General features: G+C 66.5%; 16 protein-coding genes. 7 read left to right on the top strand and 9 right to left on the bottom strand.

Annotated elements, in window-relative coordinates; all coding sequences use genetic code 11:
* Window positions 1–273: a hypothetical protein gene (locus tag ACW2Q0_RS08755; protein ID WP_457188028.1), complete on the bottom strand. Its 273-nt coding sequence runs from the start codon at window positions 271–273 to the stop codon at window positions 1–3.
* Between the two features lie 389 nt (window positions 274–662).
* On the opposite strand from ACW2Q0_RS08755, the gene ACW2Q0_RS08750 reads away from it, so the two are divergent.
* The 3 genes from ACW2Q0_RS08750 (at window position 663) to ACW2Q0_RS08740 (ending at window position 3,675) form a co-directional block, all read left to right on the top strand.
* Entirely contained in the window at window positions 663–1,937 is a 1,275-nt protein-coding gene (locus ACW2Q0_RS08750) for a PhoH family protein (RefSeq protein ID WP_457188313.1), read from the top strand.
* 189 nt (window positions 1,938–2,126) lie between these two features.
* Window positions 2,127–2,663, top strand: coding sequence for an LGFP repeat-containing protein (locus ACW2Q0_RS08745; RefSeq protein ID WP_457188026.1), 537 nt, complete (start codon window positions 2,127–2,129; stop codon window positions 2,661–2,663).
* Between the two features lie 142 nt (window positions 2,664–2,805).
* Window positions 2,806–3,675, top strand: a complete 870-nt coding sequence (locus tag ACW2Q0_RS08740; RefSeq protein ID WP_457188024.1) for an acyl-ACP desaturase — start codon at window positions 2,806–2,808, stop codon at window positions 3,673–3,675.
* A 60-nt stretch (window positions 3,676–3,735) separates the two neighbouring features.
* Here the strand turns inward: ACW2Q0_RS08740 and ACW2Q0_RS08735 are convergent, their stop codons facing one another.
* Window positions 3,736–5,142, bottom strand: coding sequence for a class II fumarate hydratase (locus tag ACW2Q0_RS08735; RefSeq protein ID WP_457188022.1), 1,407 nt, complete (start codon window positions 5,140–5,142; stop codon window positions 3,736–3,738).
* Between the two features lie 131 nt (window positions 5,143–5,273).
* A complete protein-coding gene (gene glpX, locus ACW2Q0_RS08730; RefSeq protein WP_457188020.1) occupies window positions 5,274–6,317 on the bottom strand; it encodes a class II fructose-bisphosphatase in 1,044 nt (347 codons plus the stop codon).
* Between the two features lie 169 nt (window positions 6,318–6,486).
* On the opposite strand from glpX, the gene ACW2Q0_RS08725 reads away from it, so the two are divergent.
* A complete protein-coding gene (locus ACW2Q0_RS08725) occupies window positions 6,487–7,053 on the top strand; it encodes a DUF4245 domain-containing protein (protein WP_457188018.1) in 567 nt (188 codons plus the stop codon).
* A 153-nt stretch (window positions 7,054–7,206) separates the two neighbouring features.
* Here the strand turns inward: ACW2Q0_RS08725 and ACW2Q0_RS08720 are convergent, their stop codons facing one another.
* From ACW2Q0_RS08720 to ACW2Q0_RS08710, 3 genes are read right to left on the bottom strand one after another with little or no spacing between them, the layout of a single operon-like run.
* Window positions 7,207–7,449, bottom strand: coding sequence for an exodeoxyribonuclease VII small subunit (locus ACW2Q0_RS08720; RefSeq protein WP_457188016.1), 243 nt, complete (start codon window positions 7,447–7,449; stop codon window positions 7,207–7,209).
* Between the two features lie 2 nt (window positions 7,450–7,451).
* A complete protein-coding gene (xseA, locus tag ACW2Q0_RS08715; RefSeq protein WP_457188015.1) occupies window positions 7,452–8,768 on the bottom strand; it encodes an exodeoxyribonuclease VII large subunit in 1,317 nt (438 codons plus the stop codon).
* Window positions 8,765–9,445 carry a lipid droplet-associated protein gene (locus tag ACW2Q0_RS08710; RefSeq protein ID WP_457188013.1) on the bottom strand — a complete coding sequence of 227 codons (681 nt, stop codon included), beginning with the start codon at window positions 9,443–9,445 and terminating at the stop codon, window positions 8,765–8,767. The genes xseA and ACW2Q0_RS08710 overlap by 4 nt, the downstream gene beginning before the upstream one ends.
* A 242-nt stretch (window positions 9,446–9,687) precedes the next feature.
* On the opposite strand from ACW2Q0_RS08710, the gene ACW2Q0_RS08705 reads away from it, so the two are divergent.
* Complete coding sequence (locus ACW2Q0_RS08705; RefSeq protein ID WP_457188011.1) at window positions 9,688–10,698, top strand: 4-hydroxy-3-methylbut-2-enyl diphosphate reductase; 1,011 nt, start codon at window positions 9,688–9,690, stop codon at window positions 10,696–10,698.
* Between the two features lie 295 nt (window positions 10,699–10,993).
* On the opposite strand, the gene ACW2Q0_RS08700 is transcribed toward ACW2Q0_RS08705, so the two are convergent.
* Genes ACW2Q0_RS08700 through rmuC form a run of 3 tightly spaced genes read right to left on the bottom strand, consistent with a single transcriptional unit; the run spans window position 10,994 to window position 12,312 of the window.
* Entirely contained in the window at window positions 10,994–11,929 is a 936-nt protein-coding gene (locus ACW2Q0_RS08700; RefSeq protein ID WP_457188009.1) for a DUF6542 domain-containing protein, read from the bottom strand.
* 9 nt (window positions 11,930–11,938) lie between these two features.
* The gene (locus ACW2Q0_RS08695) at window positions 11,939–12,178 is read right to left on the bottom strand and encodes a hypothetical protein (protein WP_457188007.1); all 240 of its coding nucleotides are present in this window, start codon (window positions 12,176–12,178) and stop codon (window positions 11,939–11,941) included.
* Complete coding sequence (gene rmuC, locus ACW2Q0_RS08690; RefSeq protein WP_457188006.1) at window positions 12,142–12,312, bottom strand: DNA recombination protein RmuC; 171 nt, start codon at window positions 12,310–12,312, stop codon at window positions 12,142–12,144. Before rmuC ends, ACW2Q0_RS08695 begins: the two co-directional genes overlap by 37 nt.
* A 211-nt stretch (window positions 12,313–12,523) precedes the next feature.
* Between rmuC and ACW2Q0_RS08685 the strand changes: the two genes are divergently transcribed.
* Together ACW2Q0_RS08685 and ACW2Q0_RS08680 are read left to right on the top strand one after the other, a co-directional pair.
* Window positions 12,524–13,705, top strand: a complete 1,182-nt coding sequence (locus ACW2Q0_RS08685; protein WP_457188004.1) for an exonuclease SbcCD subunit D — start codon at window positions 12,524–12,526, stop codon at window positions 13,703–13,705.
* Between the two features lie 206 nt (window positions 13,706–13,911).
* Window positions 13,912–17,196: an AAA family ATPase gene (locus ACW2Q0_RS08680; protein WP_457188002.1), complete on the top strand. Its 3,285-nt coding sequence runs from the start codon at window positions 13,912–13,914 to the stop codon at window positions 17,194–17,196.
* Window positions 17,197–17,374 lie beyond the last annotated feature (178 nt).

The following is a 17,374-nucleotide window of genomic DNA, read 5'->3' as shown; positions in this document are numbered from 1 at the left end:
TCAGGCGTGCTTGGCGAGGTAATCGAGGTAGTAGGGACGCAGGACTTCGGCGATCTTGCCGTCGCCGGCGTGGATGTAGTCGTCGATCATCGGCAATACGTATTTGATATCGGCCTCGCTCTCGCCGAGATCGCCCGCGGCGGCTTCGGCGGCGGGGATCGATTTCAGTAGCCGCCACAGATATTTGATGTCGCCGCGCCGCGCCGCGAGCCGGACCGCACGGTCGTGCAGTTCCTTGGACGACAGCTTCTCCAACTCCTCGTTACCGGCCATACCTGCGACTCTATCGCTCCGACGATGAAGGGGTTAACGACAAATTCACGGACGCGCCTACCTGCGCCCGAGCGCGAACCGTGCAGTCGGCGGTAGCGTCGTTGGTGCGGGCCGCGTCGGTGTGGCTCGTACGGGAGGTCCTGAACCGTGACTGAGCTATTCAGTACGAGGGGGCCGGCACCCGGCCCTTGTGGCATCTGACGCAAGTCGGATCCCATCAGGACGGACCGGTCCAGCGAGATCGTTCGTGCGGGTGCCGCGCGGACATAAAGGAGCCCACCGTGACTGCTGCACGCTCCGTTCCCGCTCCCTCGGCGAAATCCAGCTCCGCGAAATGCGAAGCCGCCGCGAAGGGGGCCCGCCCCTCGCATTCCCAGAAATCCTTCGTCATCGACACCTCGGTTCTCCTCTCGGATCCCTGGGCTTTCACCAGGTTCGGCGAACACGATGTCGTATTACCGCTGGTCGTGATCAGCGAACTCGAAGGTAAGCGTCATCATCACGAACTGGGCTGGTTCGCGCGGGAAGCCCTGCGCAACCTCGATGATCTGCGTCTGCAGTACGGCAGGCTGGATCAGCAGGTGCCGATCGGCACCGAGGGCGGAACGCTGCAGGTGGAACTCAACCACACCGACCCCGCGGTACTCCCGGTCGGATTCCGCACCGACACCAATGATTCCCGCATCCTGGCCTGTGCGCTCAATCTGGCGGCCGAGGGCCGTCAGGTGGTGCTGGTGTCCAAGGACATTCCCTTGCGCGTCAAGGCGAGTGCGGTGGGTTTGCACGCCGACGAATACCACGCCCAGGACGTGGTGACCTCCGGCTGGTCCGGAATGGCGGAGATCGATGTCTCCAAAACACTGATCGATCAGCTTTACGCCGAGGCTGTGATCGATCTGGACGAAGCGCGGGAACTGCCGTGCCACACCGGAATCCGGTTGCTCGGCGCAAGCTCCAGCGCCCTGGGTCGGGTCACTCCGGACAAGCGAGTGCAGCTGGTACGTGAGCGCGAGGCGTTCGGACTGCACGGCCGCTCGGCCGAACAGCGCATCGCGCTGGATCTGCTGCTGGACGAAAGCGTCGGCATCGTCTCGCTCGGCGGCCGGGCTGGTACCGGCAAGTCGGCGCTGGCCCTGACAGCTGGTTTGGAGGCGGTGCTCGAGCGGCGCACACAACGCAAGGTGGTGGTGTTCCGTCCGCTGTACGCGGTCGGTGGGCAGGATCTCGGCTATCTACCGGGATCGGAGAGCGAGAAGATGGGCCCGTGGGCCCAGGCTGTCTTCGACACGCTGGACGGATTGGCCAGTCGCGAGGTGATGGAGGAGGTGCTCAGCCGCGATATGTTGGAAGTCTTGCCGCTCACCCACATTCGCGGTCGCTCGCTACACGATTCGTTCGTGATCGTGGACGAGGCGCAGTCGCTGGAGCGCAACGTGCTGTTGACGGTGCTCAGCCGACTGGGCACCGGATCGCGCGTCGTACTCACCCACGATGTGGCCCAGCGTGACAATCTGCGGGTCGGTCGGCACGACGGTGTCGCCGCCGTGATCGAAAAGCTCAAGGGGCACCCGCTTTTCGCGCATATCACGCTGACCCGTAGCGAACGGTCGCCGATCGCGGCGCTGGTGACCGAGATGTTGGAGGAGTACGGCCCGAGCGCCTAGCGCTATCAGCAACCATCCAGGGTGTGTTTCCTATCACAATCAAACGGGTAATATCCGCGTGATACCTGTTCAGTGGCGGCCCGGCGATTCTATAAAGATTCGCCGGGCCGTTGCCTGGCATCGGCCTAGGCTACGCGCGACGTCACCGCGTCCGCGGTGGCATCGGTAGCCACTTTCGAGAGGATGGAAATGCACCACTTCGCTCGACGAACGGCTGGATTCACAGCGGTCACCGCGGCCGCGGCACTGCTGCTGGCCGCCGGCTGCAGCAAAGACGACGACAAGGACAACAACTCCGCCGCGTCCATGACCACCACCACGGCGGGCGCCCACGGCGAGGAGCATATGTCCGGCGCCGCCGAGGAGACCAAGATCGCCACCCAGGGCGGCGATATCACCGTCTCCGGCGTCATCTTCGATAAGTATGTGCAGTCCGGAGGTCCGACCGGTGCGCTCGGCGCCCCGCTGAAGGCGCAGGAGGATGCCGCCAACGACGGCAAATGGCAGGACTTCACCGGCGGTGCGATCGTCTGGAGCAAGGACAACGGCGCGCATATCGTCTGGGGCGAAATCCGTCAGGCGTGGGAGGACAACGACGGCCCCGAGGGCAAACTCGGCTACCCGACCAGCGACGAGAAGGACATCCCCGGCGGTAAGCAGAGCGATTTCGTCGGCGGCACCATCACCTGGGTGGACGGCAATACGACCGTCACACCGAACTCCTGATCCAGCCCCGGCGTCCGGGCGTTCGCGTGCCAGATGCGCGCGGTTCACTCGAAGGACCTGGTGCTTGTACGCTGGGACGCCGGTACTCATTTTCCTATTCGTAGATCCCGCGCATCGCGGGCCCAGCCGCTAGGTTGTGCTAGTGCAAATTCTCTTGACCGATCGCGAACTACTCGCGTCCCTTGCCGATGAGGTGGAGCTGAATCTGCGCCGCCATGTCGCCGCCGCCGACGGGTGGCAGCCCCACGACTATGTGCCGTGGGACGATGGCCGCAATTTCCGGTTCCTCGGCGGGATTGATTGGGAGCCGGAGCAATCCGAGTTGAGCGAGACCGCCAAGCTGGCGCTGACGGTCAGCGTGCTCATCGCGGACAACCTGCCCTCGTACCACCGCGAGGTCGGTAAGTACCTGCGCACGGGATCGTGGTGGCGCTGGGTCGGCCGGTGGACGGCCGAGGAGAACCGGCACGAGATCATGATTCGCAACTACCTCATGGTCACCCGGTCGGTCGACCCGGTGCAGTTGGAGCGGTTGCGGATGGACTACATGACCAAGGGGTTCCGACGTCCCCCACTGCACCTGCTCGACGTGCTCGCCACCTGCGCGTTCGAGGAGGCCGCCGCCGCCATCCGGCATCGCAACACCGCCGCGCTCGGGGAGAACGAGATGGTCACCGCGATCGCCGAGCGCATCGCGATCGACGACGAACTGCAGTCGGTCTTCTTCGCCGATCTGATCAGCGCGGCGTTCGGCCTCGCACCGGATCAGACGATGCGTGCCATCACCGACAGTGTGCTGCGGTTCCAGGTGCCGACGGTGACGCTGCCCGATGGGCGCAGCAGCGACGATGTGCTGGCCGAGGCGGGCATCTACGACCGCGCCAAGGAGGGGGAATCGGTATTCGGTCCGCTGCTGCAGCGGTGGGAGTTCTTCACGCGCACCGATATCGGTGAAGCGGGCGAGAAGGCGCGCGCGGAACTTTCGCATCTGCGGACCGGGTCGCTGGCCTGAGCTGGGAACTGATGCCGGTCGGCGCACGGTCTGCGTGCCGACCGGTTTCCCCGATTCCGGCTACTTTCCGTCCTCGACCTTGGCCATCGACAGCACATCCAAGCGGCGATCGAGTTCTTCCAGGGTGAGCTTCTCGTCGAGCAGACCGCGATCGATCACGGTCTGGCGGATGGTCTTCTGCTGTTTCAACGCCTCTTTCGCGACCGCGGCCGCTTCTTCGTAACCGATGGCGGAATTCAGCGGCGTCACAATCGACGGTGACGATTCCGCGAGGGTGCGCAGGTGATCCTCGTTCGCGACCAGTCCGCGAATGCACCTATCGGCGAACAGCCGGGACACATTGGCGAGCAGCCGAATCGACTCGAGCAGATTGCGCGCCATCACCGGGATGTAGACATTCAACTCGAATGCGCCGCCGGCACCGGCGAAAGCGACCGCCGCGTCATTGCCGATCACCTGCGCGGCGACCTGCGTAACCGCTTCGGGCAGTACCGGATTCACCTTGCCGGGCATGATCGAACTGCCGGGTTGCAGATCGGGCAGCCGGAGTTCGCCGAGACCGGTCAGCGGGCCCGAACCCATCCAGCGAATATCGTTGGCGATCTTGGTGAGGCTCACCGCGATGGTGCGCAGTGCCCCGGACGCCTCGACCAGTCCGTCACGGGCGGCCTGTGCCTCGAAGTGATCGCGCGCCTCGGAGAGTGCATCGATATCGGTCGACAGCACCAGTTCGGCAACGACTTTCGCGCCGAAACCCGAGGGCGCGTTCAGACCCGTACCGACCGCGGTGCCGCCGATGGGCAGCTCACCGAGCCGCGGCAGCACCGCCATAACGCGTTCGATACCCGCTGCGACCTGGCGGGTATAACCGCCGAACTCCTGGCCGAGGCTCACCGGCACGGCATCCATGAGGTGGGTGCGGCCGGACTTCACCACCGTATGCCATTCGGTGGACTTGTCCAGCAGTGCCAGCCGCAGATGGTCCAGTGCGGGGATCAGATCCTTGATCGCGGCCTCGGTGGCGGCGAGATGAGTGGCGGTGGGGAAAGTGTCGTTCGAGGACTGCGACATGTTCACGTCGTCGTTCGGGTGCACGATCACGCCATTGGCCTTCGCGATCGAGGCGATCACCTCGTTGGCGTTCATATTCGAACTGGTGCCCGAGCCGGTTTGGAAGACATCGATCGGGAACTGGTCGTCGTGTAGACCGTCGGCGATCTCATTCGCGGCGGTGATAATGGCATCCGCCTTGGCCGCATCGAGCAGCCCGAGATCCTCGTTCACCTTGGCACATGCGGCCTTGAGCAGGCCGAGCGCCCGGATCTGCGCCCGTTCCAAGCCACGCCCGCTGATCGGAAAGTTCTCCACGGCCCGCTGGGTCTGCGCCCGCCACAACGCGTGCACGGGAACCCGAACTTCCCCCATGGTGTCGTGTTCGATGCGGTACTGCGTCTCCTCGCTCGTCATAACCCGACCCTATGCCCAGGACGACCACCGCGGGGCTACCACGCCTGAGGCGATGCGCACACCCTCACCGCGCGCACAGAGCAAGATCGAGCCCGATCCGAATCGGACCGGGTTCGACACTTTCCGAGAAATCAGGGCAGCGGCGGCACCGCATCCTCGTCGCCGATGAAATCGACCGAGGAGTACTCGCGGAGCTTGGTGAGGCGGTGGTAGGCGTCGATCATGCGGACGGTGCCGGACTTGGAGCGCATGACGATGGACTGGGTGGAGGCGCCGCCGGGGTAGTAGCGGACGCCGCGTAGCAGGTCGCCATCGGTGACGCCGGTGGCGCAGAAGAAGACGTTATCGCCCGAGACCAGATCATTGATGGTGAGGACGCGAGCGAGGTCGTGACCGGCGTCGATGGCCTTTTGGCGTTCCTCGTCGTCCTTCGGGGCGAGCATGCCCTGGAGTTCGCCGCCCATACAGCGCAGCGCGGCCGCGGCGATAATGCCTTCGGGGGTGCCGCCGATGCCGACCAGGATGTCGGTGCCGGAATCGGGACGGGCGCAGGCGATGGCGCCCGCGACGTCACCGTCGGAGATCAGGCGGATGCGCGCGCCCGAGTCGCGGACCTGCTGAATCAGCTCGGCATGGCGCGGCCGATCCAGGATGCAGACGGTCAGATCGGACTTCGACAGGCTCTTGGCCTTGGCCACCCGGCTGATGTTCTCGCCGATCGGGGCGGAGATATCGATCACACCCGCCGCATCGGGGCCGACCGCGATCTTGTGCATGTAGAACACCGCGGACGGGTCGAACATCGCGCCGCGCTCGGCGACGGCGAGCACCGCGATGGCGCCCGGCGAACCCTTCGACATCAGGGTGGTTCCGTCGATCGGGTCGACCGCGAAATCGACCTCGGGACCGGTGCCGTCGCCTACCAGCTCACCGTTGTAGAGCATGGGCGCTTCGTCCTTCTCGCCCTCACCGATGACCACGATGCCGCGCATGGAAACGGAGCTGACCAGCTGCCGCATGGCGTCGACGGCCGCACCGTCGCCACCTTCCTTATCACCGCGGCCGACCCAGCGGCCCGCGGCCATCGCACCGGCCTCGGTGACCCGGACCAGTTCGAGCGCCAGGTTGCGGTCCGGCGCCTCGCGGCGGCTGGGTGCGGGCGAAGATGCCGTCATTACGGTGTGCCTCCTACGGTCGTTGCTACCGCTGATTCTCTCAGAAGCGCGACCGTTCCCGGTCAGGTACTACCCGTAGCGATTGCTCGCGGGTCGCTTGAAATAGTCAGGTCCAGATCTCGGACCACCTCTCCGGGACCGGGCCCGAACGGGCATGGATACTGGGAGCGTGTCGTACCAAAAACCACGCATTCTGCACGACTACCGGGATCTTTTCTGGTCACTGATCCCGTTGGTGCTGATCGCCGTGGTCTTCGCCGGACTCGCCAGTCAGTGCAGTTTCGCCGCGAACGGGCCGACCCAGGGCAATATTCCGAACTTCGACGTGACGGCCGCACTGGCCAACGATGCGAAGACGATGCCCTTCCCGGTCCGCAAACCGAGCCTGCCCGAGCACTGGACGCCGAACTCCGGTAGCCGCGACACGATCACCACGACCGGTGGCGGGCCGGTCAGCACTGTCGGTTACATCACCCCGCAGGGTACGTACATGCGGATGAGCCAGAGCAGCGCGACCGAAGAAGCACTGTCGCGCTTCGTACTCGGCTCCCGCTACGGTACCGGCACCGAGCAGGTCGGCGACCAGAAGTGGGTCGTGTACGCCGAACAGGGCTCCGAGACGGCATGGATCGCCGACTTCGGCCAGTCTCGAGTGCTCATCACCGGCGCGGGCAACCACGCCGCCTTCACGACCCTGGCCGGCGCCATCGCCGCCGCTCAGCCGCTCAGCCGCTAGTCAGAGCGGAGCTACCCACGTCAAACCGGCGGCTTCTGCCGCAAGCACCGAGGCGCTTGTCATAGGTGACGAATGCGATCAGATCAGTGGCTAGTTCCAGTGCGGTGGCCAAGTGTGGCACAAATTTGTGACACAGCGTGGCGCGGCGGATGGTTATTCGTCGGATTCGAGGTCGGTGCGGGACAGGGCGTTCTCGACTCGTTGACGCGCACCCGCCAGATGTTCCTCGCAGCGGATGGCCAGTGCCTCGCCGCGCTCCCACAGCGCGAGGGATTCGTCCAGGTCGAGGCCGCCCTGTTCGAGCATTTTGACGACGTTGACCAGTTCGTCGCGGGCGCGTTCGTAGCCGAAGGTGGAGATCTCGGCCAACTCGTCGTCCTTGCCGGGGTCGGCCAAGGTCAGTTCCTCCCTGTATCGGTCTTGCCCACTGCTCGGGTGCCCAAGGCCGCGGCGGTGATGGCGCCGTCGGCGACTCGTATCCGCAGTTGACTGCCTGCGGGCGCGTCCTCGATCGAGCGGACCACATGCCGCTGCTCACCGCTGACGCGCTGCACGACAGCGTAGCCACGGGCCAGCGTCGCGGCCGGGCCCACCGCGGTGAGTTTTTCACGCAGGTGGCGGGTTGCCGTGGTTTCGGTGCTGATCACATGTTCAGCGGTGCGGCGGGCGGCGGCGCGCAGACGTTCGATCTCGTCGTAGCGGCGGTCGAGTTCGCGTAGCGGGTCGGCCAGCACCGGCCGGGAACGGAGCTGGGCCAATGCCCTGGTCTCGCGGTCCACCCAGCCGCGCAGCGCGGCGGCGGCGCGGGCGCGCATATCGCGCACCCCGGCGAGTTCGGCCGCGGCGTCGGGCACGACGCGCTTGGCGGCATCGGTGGGGGTGGCGGCGCGCAGGTCGGCGACCAGATCACACAGCGGGTTATCGGGTTCGTGTCCGATCGCGCTGACGATCGGGGTGGACGCGGCGACTATGGCGCGGCACAGTGTCTCGTCGGAGAAGGGCAGCAGATCCTCCACGCTGCCGCCGCCGCGGGCCAGCACGATGACCTCGACGGCCGGATCACGATCGAGTCCCGCCAGCGCTTGCACCATCTGCGGTACCGCGCTCGGACCTTGCATCGCGGTATTGCGGATTTCGAAACGCACAGCGGGCCAACGGTTTCGGGCCACGGTCAGGACGTCATGCTCGGCGGCGCCGGCGCGGCCGGTGATCAGACCGATTGTCTTGGGCAGGAACGGGATCGGCCGCTTCAGCCGGGGGTCGAATAGTCCCTCCGCGGCGAGCAATGCCTTCAACCGTTCGATGCGGGCCAGCAGTTCGCCGATGCCGACCGGGCGAATCTCCATGGCGCGCAACGAAATCGTGCCGCGACCGGTGAAGAACGCGAGTTTGCCGTACACCACGACCCGGCTGCCCTCTTGTAGCGGGACTGCGGAGCGACGGATGAGATCCGGATGACACGTCACCGACAGCGACATATCGGCGGCGGTATCGCGCAACACCAGGAAGGCGGTGCTGGTGCCGGGACGCAGATTGATCTGGGTGATCTGGCCCTCCACCCAGATGCTGCCCAGCCGGTCGATCCACTGCGCGACCTTGACGGCCACCGAACGCACCGGCCACGGGTGTTCGGCGGAGTTGGCGGGAGCCGCACGGTCGGGTTGGCCGGCGGATTCCTGGCCAACCGTCGACGAGGACGCGGGAGGTTCGTTCACTGAGCCCGCACGGTGGCGATCCGATTCGTCAGCATGGTCACGAACGGCGCCCTGGCGCGCGTCTGCTGTTCGTAATCGAGCAGGGCGATCAGGTCCTCGACCGTCAGCATGCGCAGGCGGGCGCGCAACTGGGCCAGCGTCATATTGACGTAGTCGTAGCGCGTGGCCACCTCGGGCTCGACGATCTCGGGCTCGACGATCTCGGGCTGGGGTTCGATCTCGGGCTGGGGTTCGGGTTCAAGCCCGGGCTGGGGTGCCACGGAAACCTCGGTATCCGGCACGGCAATGGTCTGGACCGAGGCGGCGTGTCCGTTGCTCTCACCGGCACGGGCGGTATCGGCGGTGAAGTCGGCGGATTCGTCGTCGGTGTACACGTCGTCGGTGTACACATCGAAACGGCTGGTGCGGCCGGGAGCGGTGAACTCCGGCTCGGTGTCCTCGTCGAAGGTGGCCCAGTCGGGCTGTTCGACCGGGGTGTTCGTGAGACGCTCGAATACGCCGTCGCCCTTGAGGGCGAGGCTGGTCACGAACTGCTGGACGTGCATGGTGGTCTGCAATATCTGGCTGATCGCGGTGATCGGGAAATTCACTGCGGCAGTCGGTAGCCGACGAGTTTCTTCGATGACGCATACGGCGGCGCCGACGGCGACCCGGGCCAGGAACGGTGGTCGAAACATGCTCCTAGCCTGCCCGATACAGGATGTTATGCAAAGCACTGGTGTCACAGACACGGAATCTACTTCGGCGCGCGCGGGACCCTAGGTGGATAGGCAGGCAGCATCTTCGGGGACTGACCAAACGCGCCGGTTTCTGCATTACGAGACCACACTTCAGCCCGGTTGCGAGTGTGTCGAGAACGACCTTGTCGAGGCGGCGACCGGCCGCCCGGCATTCATCGGCCGCACGTAAGCTGAGGGGCATGTCTTCGGCCATCTCTTTGAACATCGGAATCGCCCGCTCGGCCGATTCCGGATCCGCCGATGCCGATGGTGGTAAGCGCGTGCTGCTAGCCGAACCGCGTGGCTACTGCGCGGGTGTGGACCGTGCGGTCGAGACGGTGGAGAAGGCGCTGGACAAGCACGGTGCGCCGATCTATGTGCGCAAGGAGATCGTGCACAACCGCCACGTGGTGGAGACACTGCGCGAGCAGGGGGTGATCTTCGTCGACGAGACCGACGAGGTGCCCGAGGGCGCGTTGGTCGTGTTTTCCGCGCACGGTGTCTCACCCGCCGTGCACGAGTCGGCGGCGGCGCGGAATCTGCGCACCATCGACGCGACCTGCCCGCTGGTGACCAAGGTGCATCAGGAGGCCAAGCGCTTCGCCCGCGACGACTACGACATTCTGCTGATCGGTCACGAGGGGCATGAGGAGGTCGAGGGCACCGCGGGGGAGGCGCCCGAACACGTGCAACTCGTCGACGGTCCGGATGCGGTCGAGCGCGTCACCGTGCGCGACGAGTCCAAGGTGATCTGGCTCTCCCAGACCACGCTGAGCGTCGACGAGACCATGGAGACGGTGCAGCGGTTGCGCCAGCGCTTCCCGGCACTGCAGGATCCGCCGAGCGATGACATCTGCTACGCGACCCAGAACCGTCAGGTCGCGGTCAAGGCGATGGCGCCGGAATGCGATCTGGTGATCGTGGTCGGCTCGCGCAATTCGTCGAATTCGGTACGCCTGGTCGAGGTTGCGCTCGGCGCGGGCGCGAAGGCCGCGTACCTGGTGGACTACGCCCGCGAGGTCGACCCGGCATGGCTGGAGGGTGTGCGCACGGTCGGCATCACCTCCGGTGCGTCGGTACCCGACATCCTGGTGCGCGGCGTGCTGGATATGTTGGCCGAATGCGGATTCGGTGAAGTGCAGCCGGTCACGACCGCCAATGAGACCTTGGTATTCGCACTTCCTCGGGAGTTGCGCGAGTCCCGTCGCTGACCTGCACCGGGGATTTCAGCATCCAGCGCAACGTATTCGCGGTGCGCTGGGTGTTTGCGTGAGGTGAGTTGCGCTGCCAGCTGTCACGCAGCGCTGGTGGTCGACGCCTCGCGTTTGCGCCGCTGGACGGTGCCGACGATTTTTACGCGATGTCGGTAGTCGGTGTCTCATACTTGCGGCGACGGCTTTCGGGTACTGGTGTTGGACTGTTCCGCGCCGCAGGGTCGCGTCAACAGCTTTCGGGGCTGTCGCGTGGGAACTAGGTGACGGGCGCCGCAGACACGGCACTGTCCGGCTACAGGTTTTCCGGCCGACGTCGTTCGGTGCGGCTCGAATCGCGTTCGCGGTAGCGGACATTGGGCTGGGGGTGCGGCGGTGGGGCTTCGCCGCGTCGCCTGCTGGCAGCGGCTCGGCTCGGATCACTTTCGGCCCGAGGGGTTGCCGCGGCGGGGCGTCCGGCTCGGCTCGGTTCGGCCTCGCTTCGGGTCGCTGCCGTGGCGGTGCGGGGGTTCGATCTGCGCTCGCGGCCCGGACGCTCGTCAGCCCGAGCGCCGTTGGCGCCGCCGACGCGCGGCGCAGCGTCGGCTACTTTCGAGGTGCCGCGACGGGATGGGCGTGGCAGATGCAGATCGGTATCGCGGTCGGTGGCATCGGCCTGGGGACGGCGGGGGCGCCGGCGCGCGGCATCGGCGAGCGAGCCGCGTTCGGTGCGCTCCGACCTGGTGCGTTTGGTTGCGTTGCCGCGGCCCCAGCTGGTGCCGCGACGGGATTCGTCGGCGCGGCCCGCGGCCTCCTCACGCCTGTGCAGCACGATCCGCCCCGCGCCGATCGCCAGTACCAGCACGGTGGCCAACGCCATGATCGGGAACCGGTTCACCAGCGGGATTGCCAGGTTCAGCAGGATGTCCTTGAGGCCGGTCGAAGCGTGACCGATGAGCTGCTGATAAGCCAGCGGCACCGCGACGAACAGCAGTAGCGGTGGCAGCACCATCGTGGTGAAGATTCCGCGATAGCGAACGGCGAGCACCGCCGCGACGCAGCCGACCACATATAACGTGTTGAACGTCTCGGTCAGCTCGTCGTTCTCGCCGTGGGCATCGATCAGGAACCCCAGAAACGTGCACGCCACCGCGATCAGAACCGCCGCCCCGGCCGGAATACCCGGCACCGAGGGCAGGATCGAACGATGCGGCGCGGGCACCCGGGGTCGCACACGTTGGGAAGCAGCCACCCCATGACACTAACTGCCGGCGCGTTCGGCGGTGTTACGGCACGGCGGTCGCAGGGGCTGATCGTCGGCGTCGGCGAAGCTCACCGCCCGCGGCAATGAATCCACTCGATGGATTGCCGGGACCTCCTGTTCGGCCATTTCCAGATCGTGGAGTCTGCGTGCGGTAACCATTACCCGCGACTCCATCGAGCTGACGGTGTCGTTGAAAGCGTCTACGGCCTTGCCGAGTTGCGCGCCGAGGCGGTCCACATGCCGAATCGGTTGCGGAGCTCGCGACCCAATTGCTGAACGGTTGCCACCTCGCGGGACAGCGCCTCTTGCCGCCAGCCGAAGGCGACCGTACGCAGCAACGCGATCGAAGCCGTGAGAGTAGCGAGGATCACGTTGTGGCCGCAGGCGTGCTTAGCAGACCGGAATCGCAGCGCAACGATGCACGTGGGGGCACCGCGGACTCATATTGTGCGGTCGGTCGCCAGGGGCTATACAACAAACTTGAATGAAACGCCGCCAACACGCCGTACCGGAGCGCCGGAATCCGACACGGCGGGGACGGCAATTGAAGTGTGTCGGTGCCATCGCCTACGGTTTCGCGGCATGCGGATGCTGCACACCTCGGACTGGCACATCGGGCGCACATTTCATGGGGTCGATCTGCTCACCGATCAGGCCGCCGCGCTCGCGGCCATAGCCGAATTGGTGGCCGCGGAATCCGTTGACGTCGTCGTACTGCCGGGGGACGTGTACGACCGATCCATTCCGAGCGCCGATGCGATCGCAGTGTGCATCCGGGGATTCGAGGCCATTCGCGCGGCCGGCGCACACATCATCGCGACGTCGGGCAATCACGATTCGCCGACACGACTCGGCGCCGGTGCGAGTTTCGCGGCCGCGGGCGGTCTGCATCTGCGCACCACGGTCGCCGCTGCCGATCAGCCGGTGCTGCTGTCCGACGAGCACGGTGCGATCGCCTTTTACGGCATCCCGTATCTGGAGCCGGAAATCACCCGCGCCGATCTCGGTGTGCCGCATGCGCGTTCGCACGCGGAGATTCTGGACGCGGCAATGAGCCGGGTCCGCGCCGATATCGCCGAGCGTCCCGGAACCCGCACTGTGGTGCTTGCCCACGCCTTCGTGGTCGGTGGCGAGGCGACCGGTTCCGAGCGTTCGATTTCGGTCGGTGGTGTGGAAACCGTACCGCTCTCGGCATTCGATGGCATCGACTATGTGGCGCTCGGACATCTGCATTCAGCACAGACGCTGTCGGAATCTGTGCGCTATTCCGGTTCCCCGCTGCCGTATTCGTTCGCCGAGACCTCGCACCGCAAGGCGGTATGGCTGGTCGATCTGGACGCCACCGGTCTGCGTTCGGTGCGGCGCCGCGATCTTCCACGTGTGCGCGGTCTGAGTCGTCTCACCGGCACACTCGACGAATTGCTCGGTGACGCCGCCTATTCCGAGGCCGAGGAGCACTACGTCTCGGCGACGCTCACCGACTACGCCCGCCCCGTCGACGCCCTGCGCAAACTGCGCGAACGGTTCCCACACGCAGTGCATGTGGAATGGACGCGTCCGGAAGGCAACCCGGAACTGCGCTACCGTGAGCGCGTGCACGGCCGCCGCGATACCGAAGTAGCGCAGAGCTTCCTGACCGACGTCCGCGGCGAACCCACCCCGGGCGAAATGGTCTGGCTGGAGCGAGCGCTCGCCGCCGCCGTCGCCGAACCCGACCGAGTGGTGCCCGCAGCCGTCAGCCTTGCCGGAGGATTGTCCGCATGAGCGGCGATCGGTCGACCGATAACCCACTCGAGTCTGCGCCTTGTTCCAGAGGATCCGGGCCCGGCATCGGCGGTGCAACAGTGCGTCCCGCGAGCAATAAAACCGATCGCCCCGCCGGGTCGCCGAAATCCGGCCATCTTGCCGCACAATTCGTGACGGCACGCCGGATGGTGTTCGCGGCGACTGGCAGTTGCCGGGAGCTCTGAATGAGGCTGCACCGGCTGGAGATGACCGCATTCGGCCCATTCGCCGAGACCACGGTTGTCGACTTCGACGCGCTCGGCGCGGATGGACTGTTCCTGCTGCACGGGCAGACCGGGGCCGGAAAGACAACGGTGCTGGATGCGATCGCTTTCGCATTGTACGGCAGCGTGCCGGGCGCGCGTGGCGAGAGTAAGCGGCTGCATTCCGATCATGCCGACGAGCAGACACCGCCGCGGGTGGTGCTGGAGGCGACGCTCGGTGGCCGACGCGTGCGGTTGACGCGTTCGCCGGAGTTCCAGCGGCCGAGCAAGCGGGCCAAAAGCGGCTGGGTCAAGGAGAATGCCGCCGCGACGCTGGAATGGTTGGACGGACGCGGCGCGAATCTCGCTCGCCTGACTGATATCGGCGACGAGATCATCCGGCTGCTCGGCATGAGCGCGGACCAGTTCTTTCAAGTCGTGCTGCTGCCCCAGGGTGATTTCGCGCGATTTCTGCGAGCGGAGAACGAGGAACGCGAGAAGTTGCTCGAAAAGCTCTTCGACACTGAACGTTTCGGCAGTGCCGAGCAGTGGTTGGCGGATAAGCGCAGGGCCTCGGCCGCGGATGTGGACTCGCGCAATCAGGGCATAGATCGGTTGATCGCGCAGGTCGCGGTGGCGGCGGGGCAGGCGGCGGCCGAATCGGTCGGGCCCCTCGAGGCGGTCGGCTGGTCGCAGGATCTGCTCGCGACCGCGCGTATCGAACTCACCACGACTGCGGCGGAAGCCGAACGGTGCCAACAGGAATCGGCGCGCATCCGGTCCCGTGCCGAGGAACAGCGCCGCCTGCACGAATTGCGTCGGCGTATGACCGCGGCCCGCGAGCGGCTCGACGAATACGCGGCTACCGCCGATCACCGCGCCGATCTGCAGGCCGTACTCGATTCGGCCCGCCGTGCCGCGCCGGTCGCCGAGGCGATCGATGAGGCCCGCGCGGCAGTTCTGCACGCCAGGCGCAAGTCCGATCAAACCCATGGCATCGCAGCACAATTGGCCGGACTGCTTTCCGAACCCGCTGGCGCGGACATCGCGGGCAATGAGCTGATCACGGTCGAACCCGCCCCGGACGCGACGCCGATCGTCGGCGCCGACGCGGATGTCGACGCGGCCATCAGACGCTGGAGTGCCCAGATCGGCGCGCTCGACGAGGTGCGCGCCGATGCGACCACCGCGACCCGGCTCACCGCCGAACTCGCCACGCTGCGCGAGGAAGGCGCCGCGCTCACCGGCCGGGTGGACGAGCTGACTCGGATGCGTCGGCAACTGCCCGAATCGATCACAACAATCGAGACCCGGCTGCGTGAAACCACCGAGGCCGCAGCCGAACTGCCCGCCCTGAGCGCCGAATGTGAACGGCTGCAGGCTGCGGCGATGGCGGCGGTCGAACTCGCTGGTCGCAGCACAACTCTCGACCGTGCCCGGATCGAATTGGAGTCGGCCCGCGCCGCACATCTCGATGCCAAAGAGCGCGTACTCGATCTGCGTGAGCGCAGACTGGCCGGTATGGCCGCCGAGCTCGCCGGTCAGCTGATCGACGGCGCGCCGTGCGCGGTGTGCGGGTCCGCCGACCACCCCGCACCGGCTCGTGCCGCGGCCAGCGCGGTATCGAAGGAGGCCGAAGATGCGGCGGCCACCGCCGAGCGCGCAGCCGAGGATGTCCGTGACCGCGTGCAGGCTCGAATCACGGATCTGGAACGCGAAATCGATGCGCTCATCGCCCGCGGCGGCGATGCCGATCGCGTGGAACTGGCCGCCGCCCTGCGCGCCGCCACCGACCGCTACGACGACGCCGCCGAACTCGCCACCCTCTCCGACAGCCTCACCGCTGAACTGACCCGCTTGCGCACCGACGAATCACGCCTGCACGACGAACTCCGCGAATCCGATACCCGCCGCAGCACCGTCACCACCCGAATCGCCGCCGCCACGACGCGCCTCACCGAACTCACCGACCGCCTGCGCACCGCCGCGGGCGCGGATGAGACCATCGACCGCCGCCGGGCCCGCCTCGATAGCCTGATCGGCGCCGCCACTGCCCTGCGTGACGCTCGCACTGACGAGTCGGCCGCGGCCGAGCAGGTCACCGTGATCGCCGACCGAGTCGAGAGCCTGGCGCTGGCAGCGGGTTTCGTTATCGAGCAGGCCGACAACTGCGTCGCGTCCGGTCCAGGGGCAACTCCCGCTCGGGTGCCGGGGCCGAATACTTCGCAGGTCACCGACCCTGGGGGCGCAGCCAGTGGTAGCGCAGTCGTCGACGCCGACCGGGTCGGCGCGGGTTCTCATGCGACCGAGGCGCTCGTCGGCGGTGTGGAGACAACCAGGGGCGCAGTCGCTTCGACGTCAGCCGAGGCAGACCCGCGATCACGCGATGACGTCGCCTTGCTGACGGCGTATGCGAGAGTTGTCACCGCTGCGTCACGGACCCCACAGCGGCAGAGCGAGATCGAAGCGGAACTGATCGCCGCCGATCGGTCTCGCGCGCATGCCGAGGCCGTGCTCGCCGAACCCGAGATCCAAGCCGCCGCGTCGACCGAACCCGGCGATCTCGCGGAGTTGGAGTCCGCCGTGTCCGCCGCGCAGACCCAACTGAACGCAGCTGTCGCCGCCCACGCGGAGGCCACGCGGCGGGTGAACCTCCTGGAGAATCTGGGCGGTCAGCTGTGGGCCGCGGTCGATCGGATCGCACCGGTCCAGCGCGCCCATGAGGAACTGGCGGTGCTCGCGGAGGTCGTCGCGGGCCGAGGCGAGAACAATCGTCGAATGTCGCTGCGCTCCTATGTACTTGCTGCCCGCCTGGAGGAGGTGGCGTTGGCGGGCTCGGTCCGCCTGCGTCGAATGTCGGGCGGGCGCTACGAATTCGTGCACTCCGACAAGGCGGGCCCGCGCGGTCGTCGTGGCGGTCTCGGCCTGGATATCCGCGACGACTACACCGGCGTCATACGCCCCGCCAAAACCCTCTCCGGCGGCGAATCCTTCATGGCCGCACTGTCATTGGCGCTCGGCCTGGCCGATACCGTGGCGGCCGAATCCGGCGGTGTGGTGCTCGACACCATATTCATCGACGAGGGTTTCGGCGGACTCGATGCCGACACCCTCGACGCGGTCATGGGGGTGCTCGACGAACTGCGCGCGGGCGGGCGCGTGGTCGGCGTGGTCAGCCATGTCGACGAAATGCGCCAGCGCATTCCGAGCCGCTTGCACGTCATCCGCGGCCGAGCGGGCTCGCAACTTCGCGCCACCGTCGCCTGAGCAGACCATCGCGCGTAGCGAGCGTGACAACCGCGCTGGCCGGCCCGGTGGAGGTCCAGCTTACGGTTGCTCTGGCGGCCGAACTCGGCAGTTCCGCGTAATTCGATCTCCAGTCGGGGTTTTCAGGGATTGATCAGCCAGTCGAACGTGGCACATACATCGGTCGGCGAGGCGTTGA

It is taken from the genome of Nocardia citri, from assembly GCF_054065835.1.
This window is presented reverse-complemented; position numbering and strand designations above follow the sequence as displayed.

What these genes read in the sequence shown, in the direction of transcription:
- ACW2Q0_RS08755 (WP_457188028.1), bottom strand. Translation starts at nt 273, where the DNA reads ATGGCCGGTAACGAGGAGTTGGAGAAGCTGTCGTCCAAGGAACTGCAC.
- ACW2Q0_RS08745 (WP_457188026.1), top strand. Translation starts at nt 2,127, where the DNA reads ATGCACCACTTCGCTCGACGAACGGCTGGATTCACAGCGGTCACCGCG.
- ACW2Q0_RS08735 (WP_457188022.1), bottom strand. Translation starts at nt 5,142, where the DNA reads ATGACGAGCGAGGAGACGCAGTACCGCATCGAACACGACACCATGGGG.
- glpX (WP_457188020.1), bottom strand. Translation starts at nt 6,317, where the DNA reads ATGACGGCATCTTCGCCCGCACCCAGCCGCCGCGAGGCGCCGGACCGC.
- ACW2Q0_RS08710 (WP_457188013.1), bottom strand. Translation starts at nt 9,445, where the DNA reads ATGTTTCGACCACCGTTCCTGGCCCGGGTCGCCGTCGGCGCCGCCGTA.
- ACW2Q0_RS08705 (WP_457188011.1), top strand. Translation starts at nt 9,688, where the DNA reads ATGTCTTCGGCCATCTCTTTGAACATCGGAATCGCCCGCTCGGCCGAT.
- ACW2Q0_RS08685 (WP_457188004.1), top strand. Translation starts at nt 12,524, where the DNA reads ATGCGGATGCTGCACACCTCGGACTGGCACATCGGGCGCACATTTCAT.
- ACW2Q0_RS08680 (WP_457188002.1), top strand. Translation starts at nt 13,912, where the DNA reads ATGAGGCTGCACCGGCTGGAGATGACCGCATTCGGCCCATTCGCCGAG.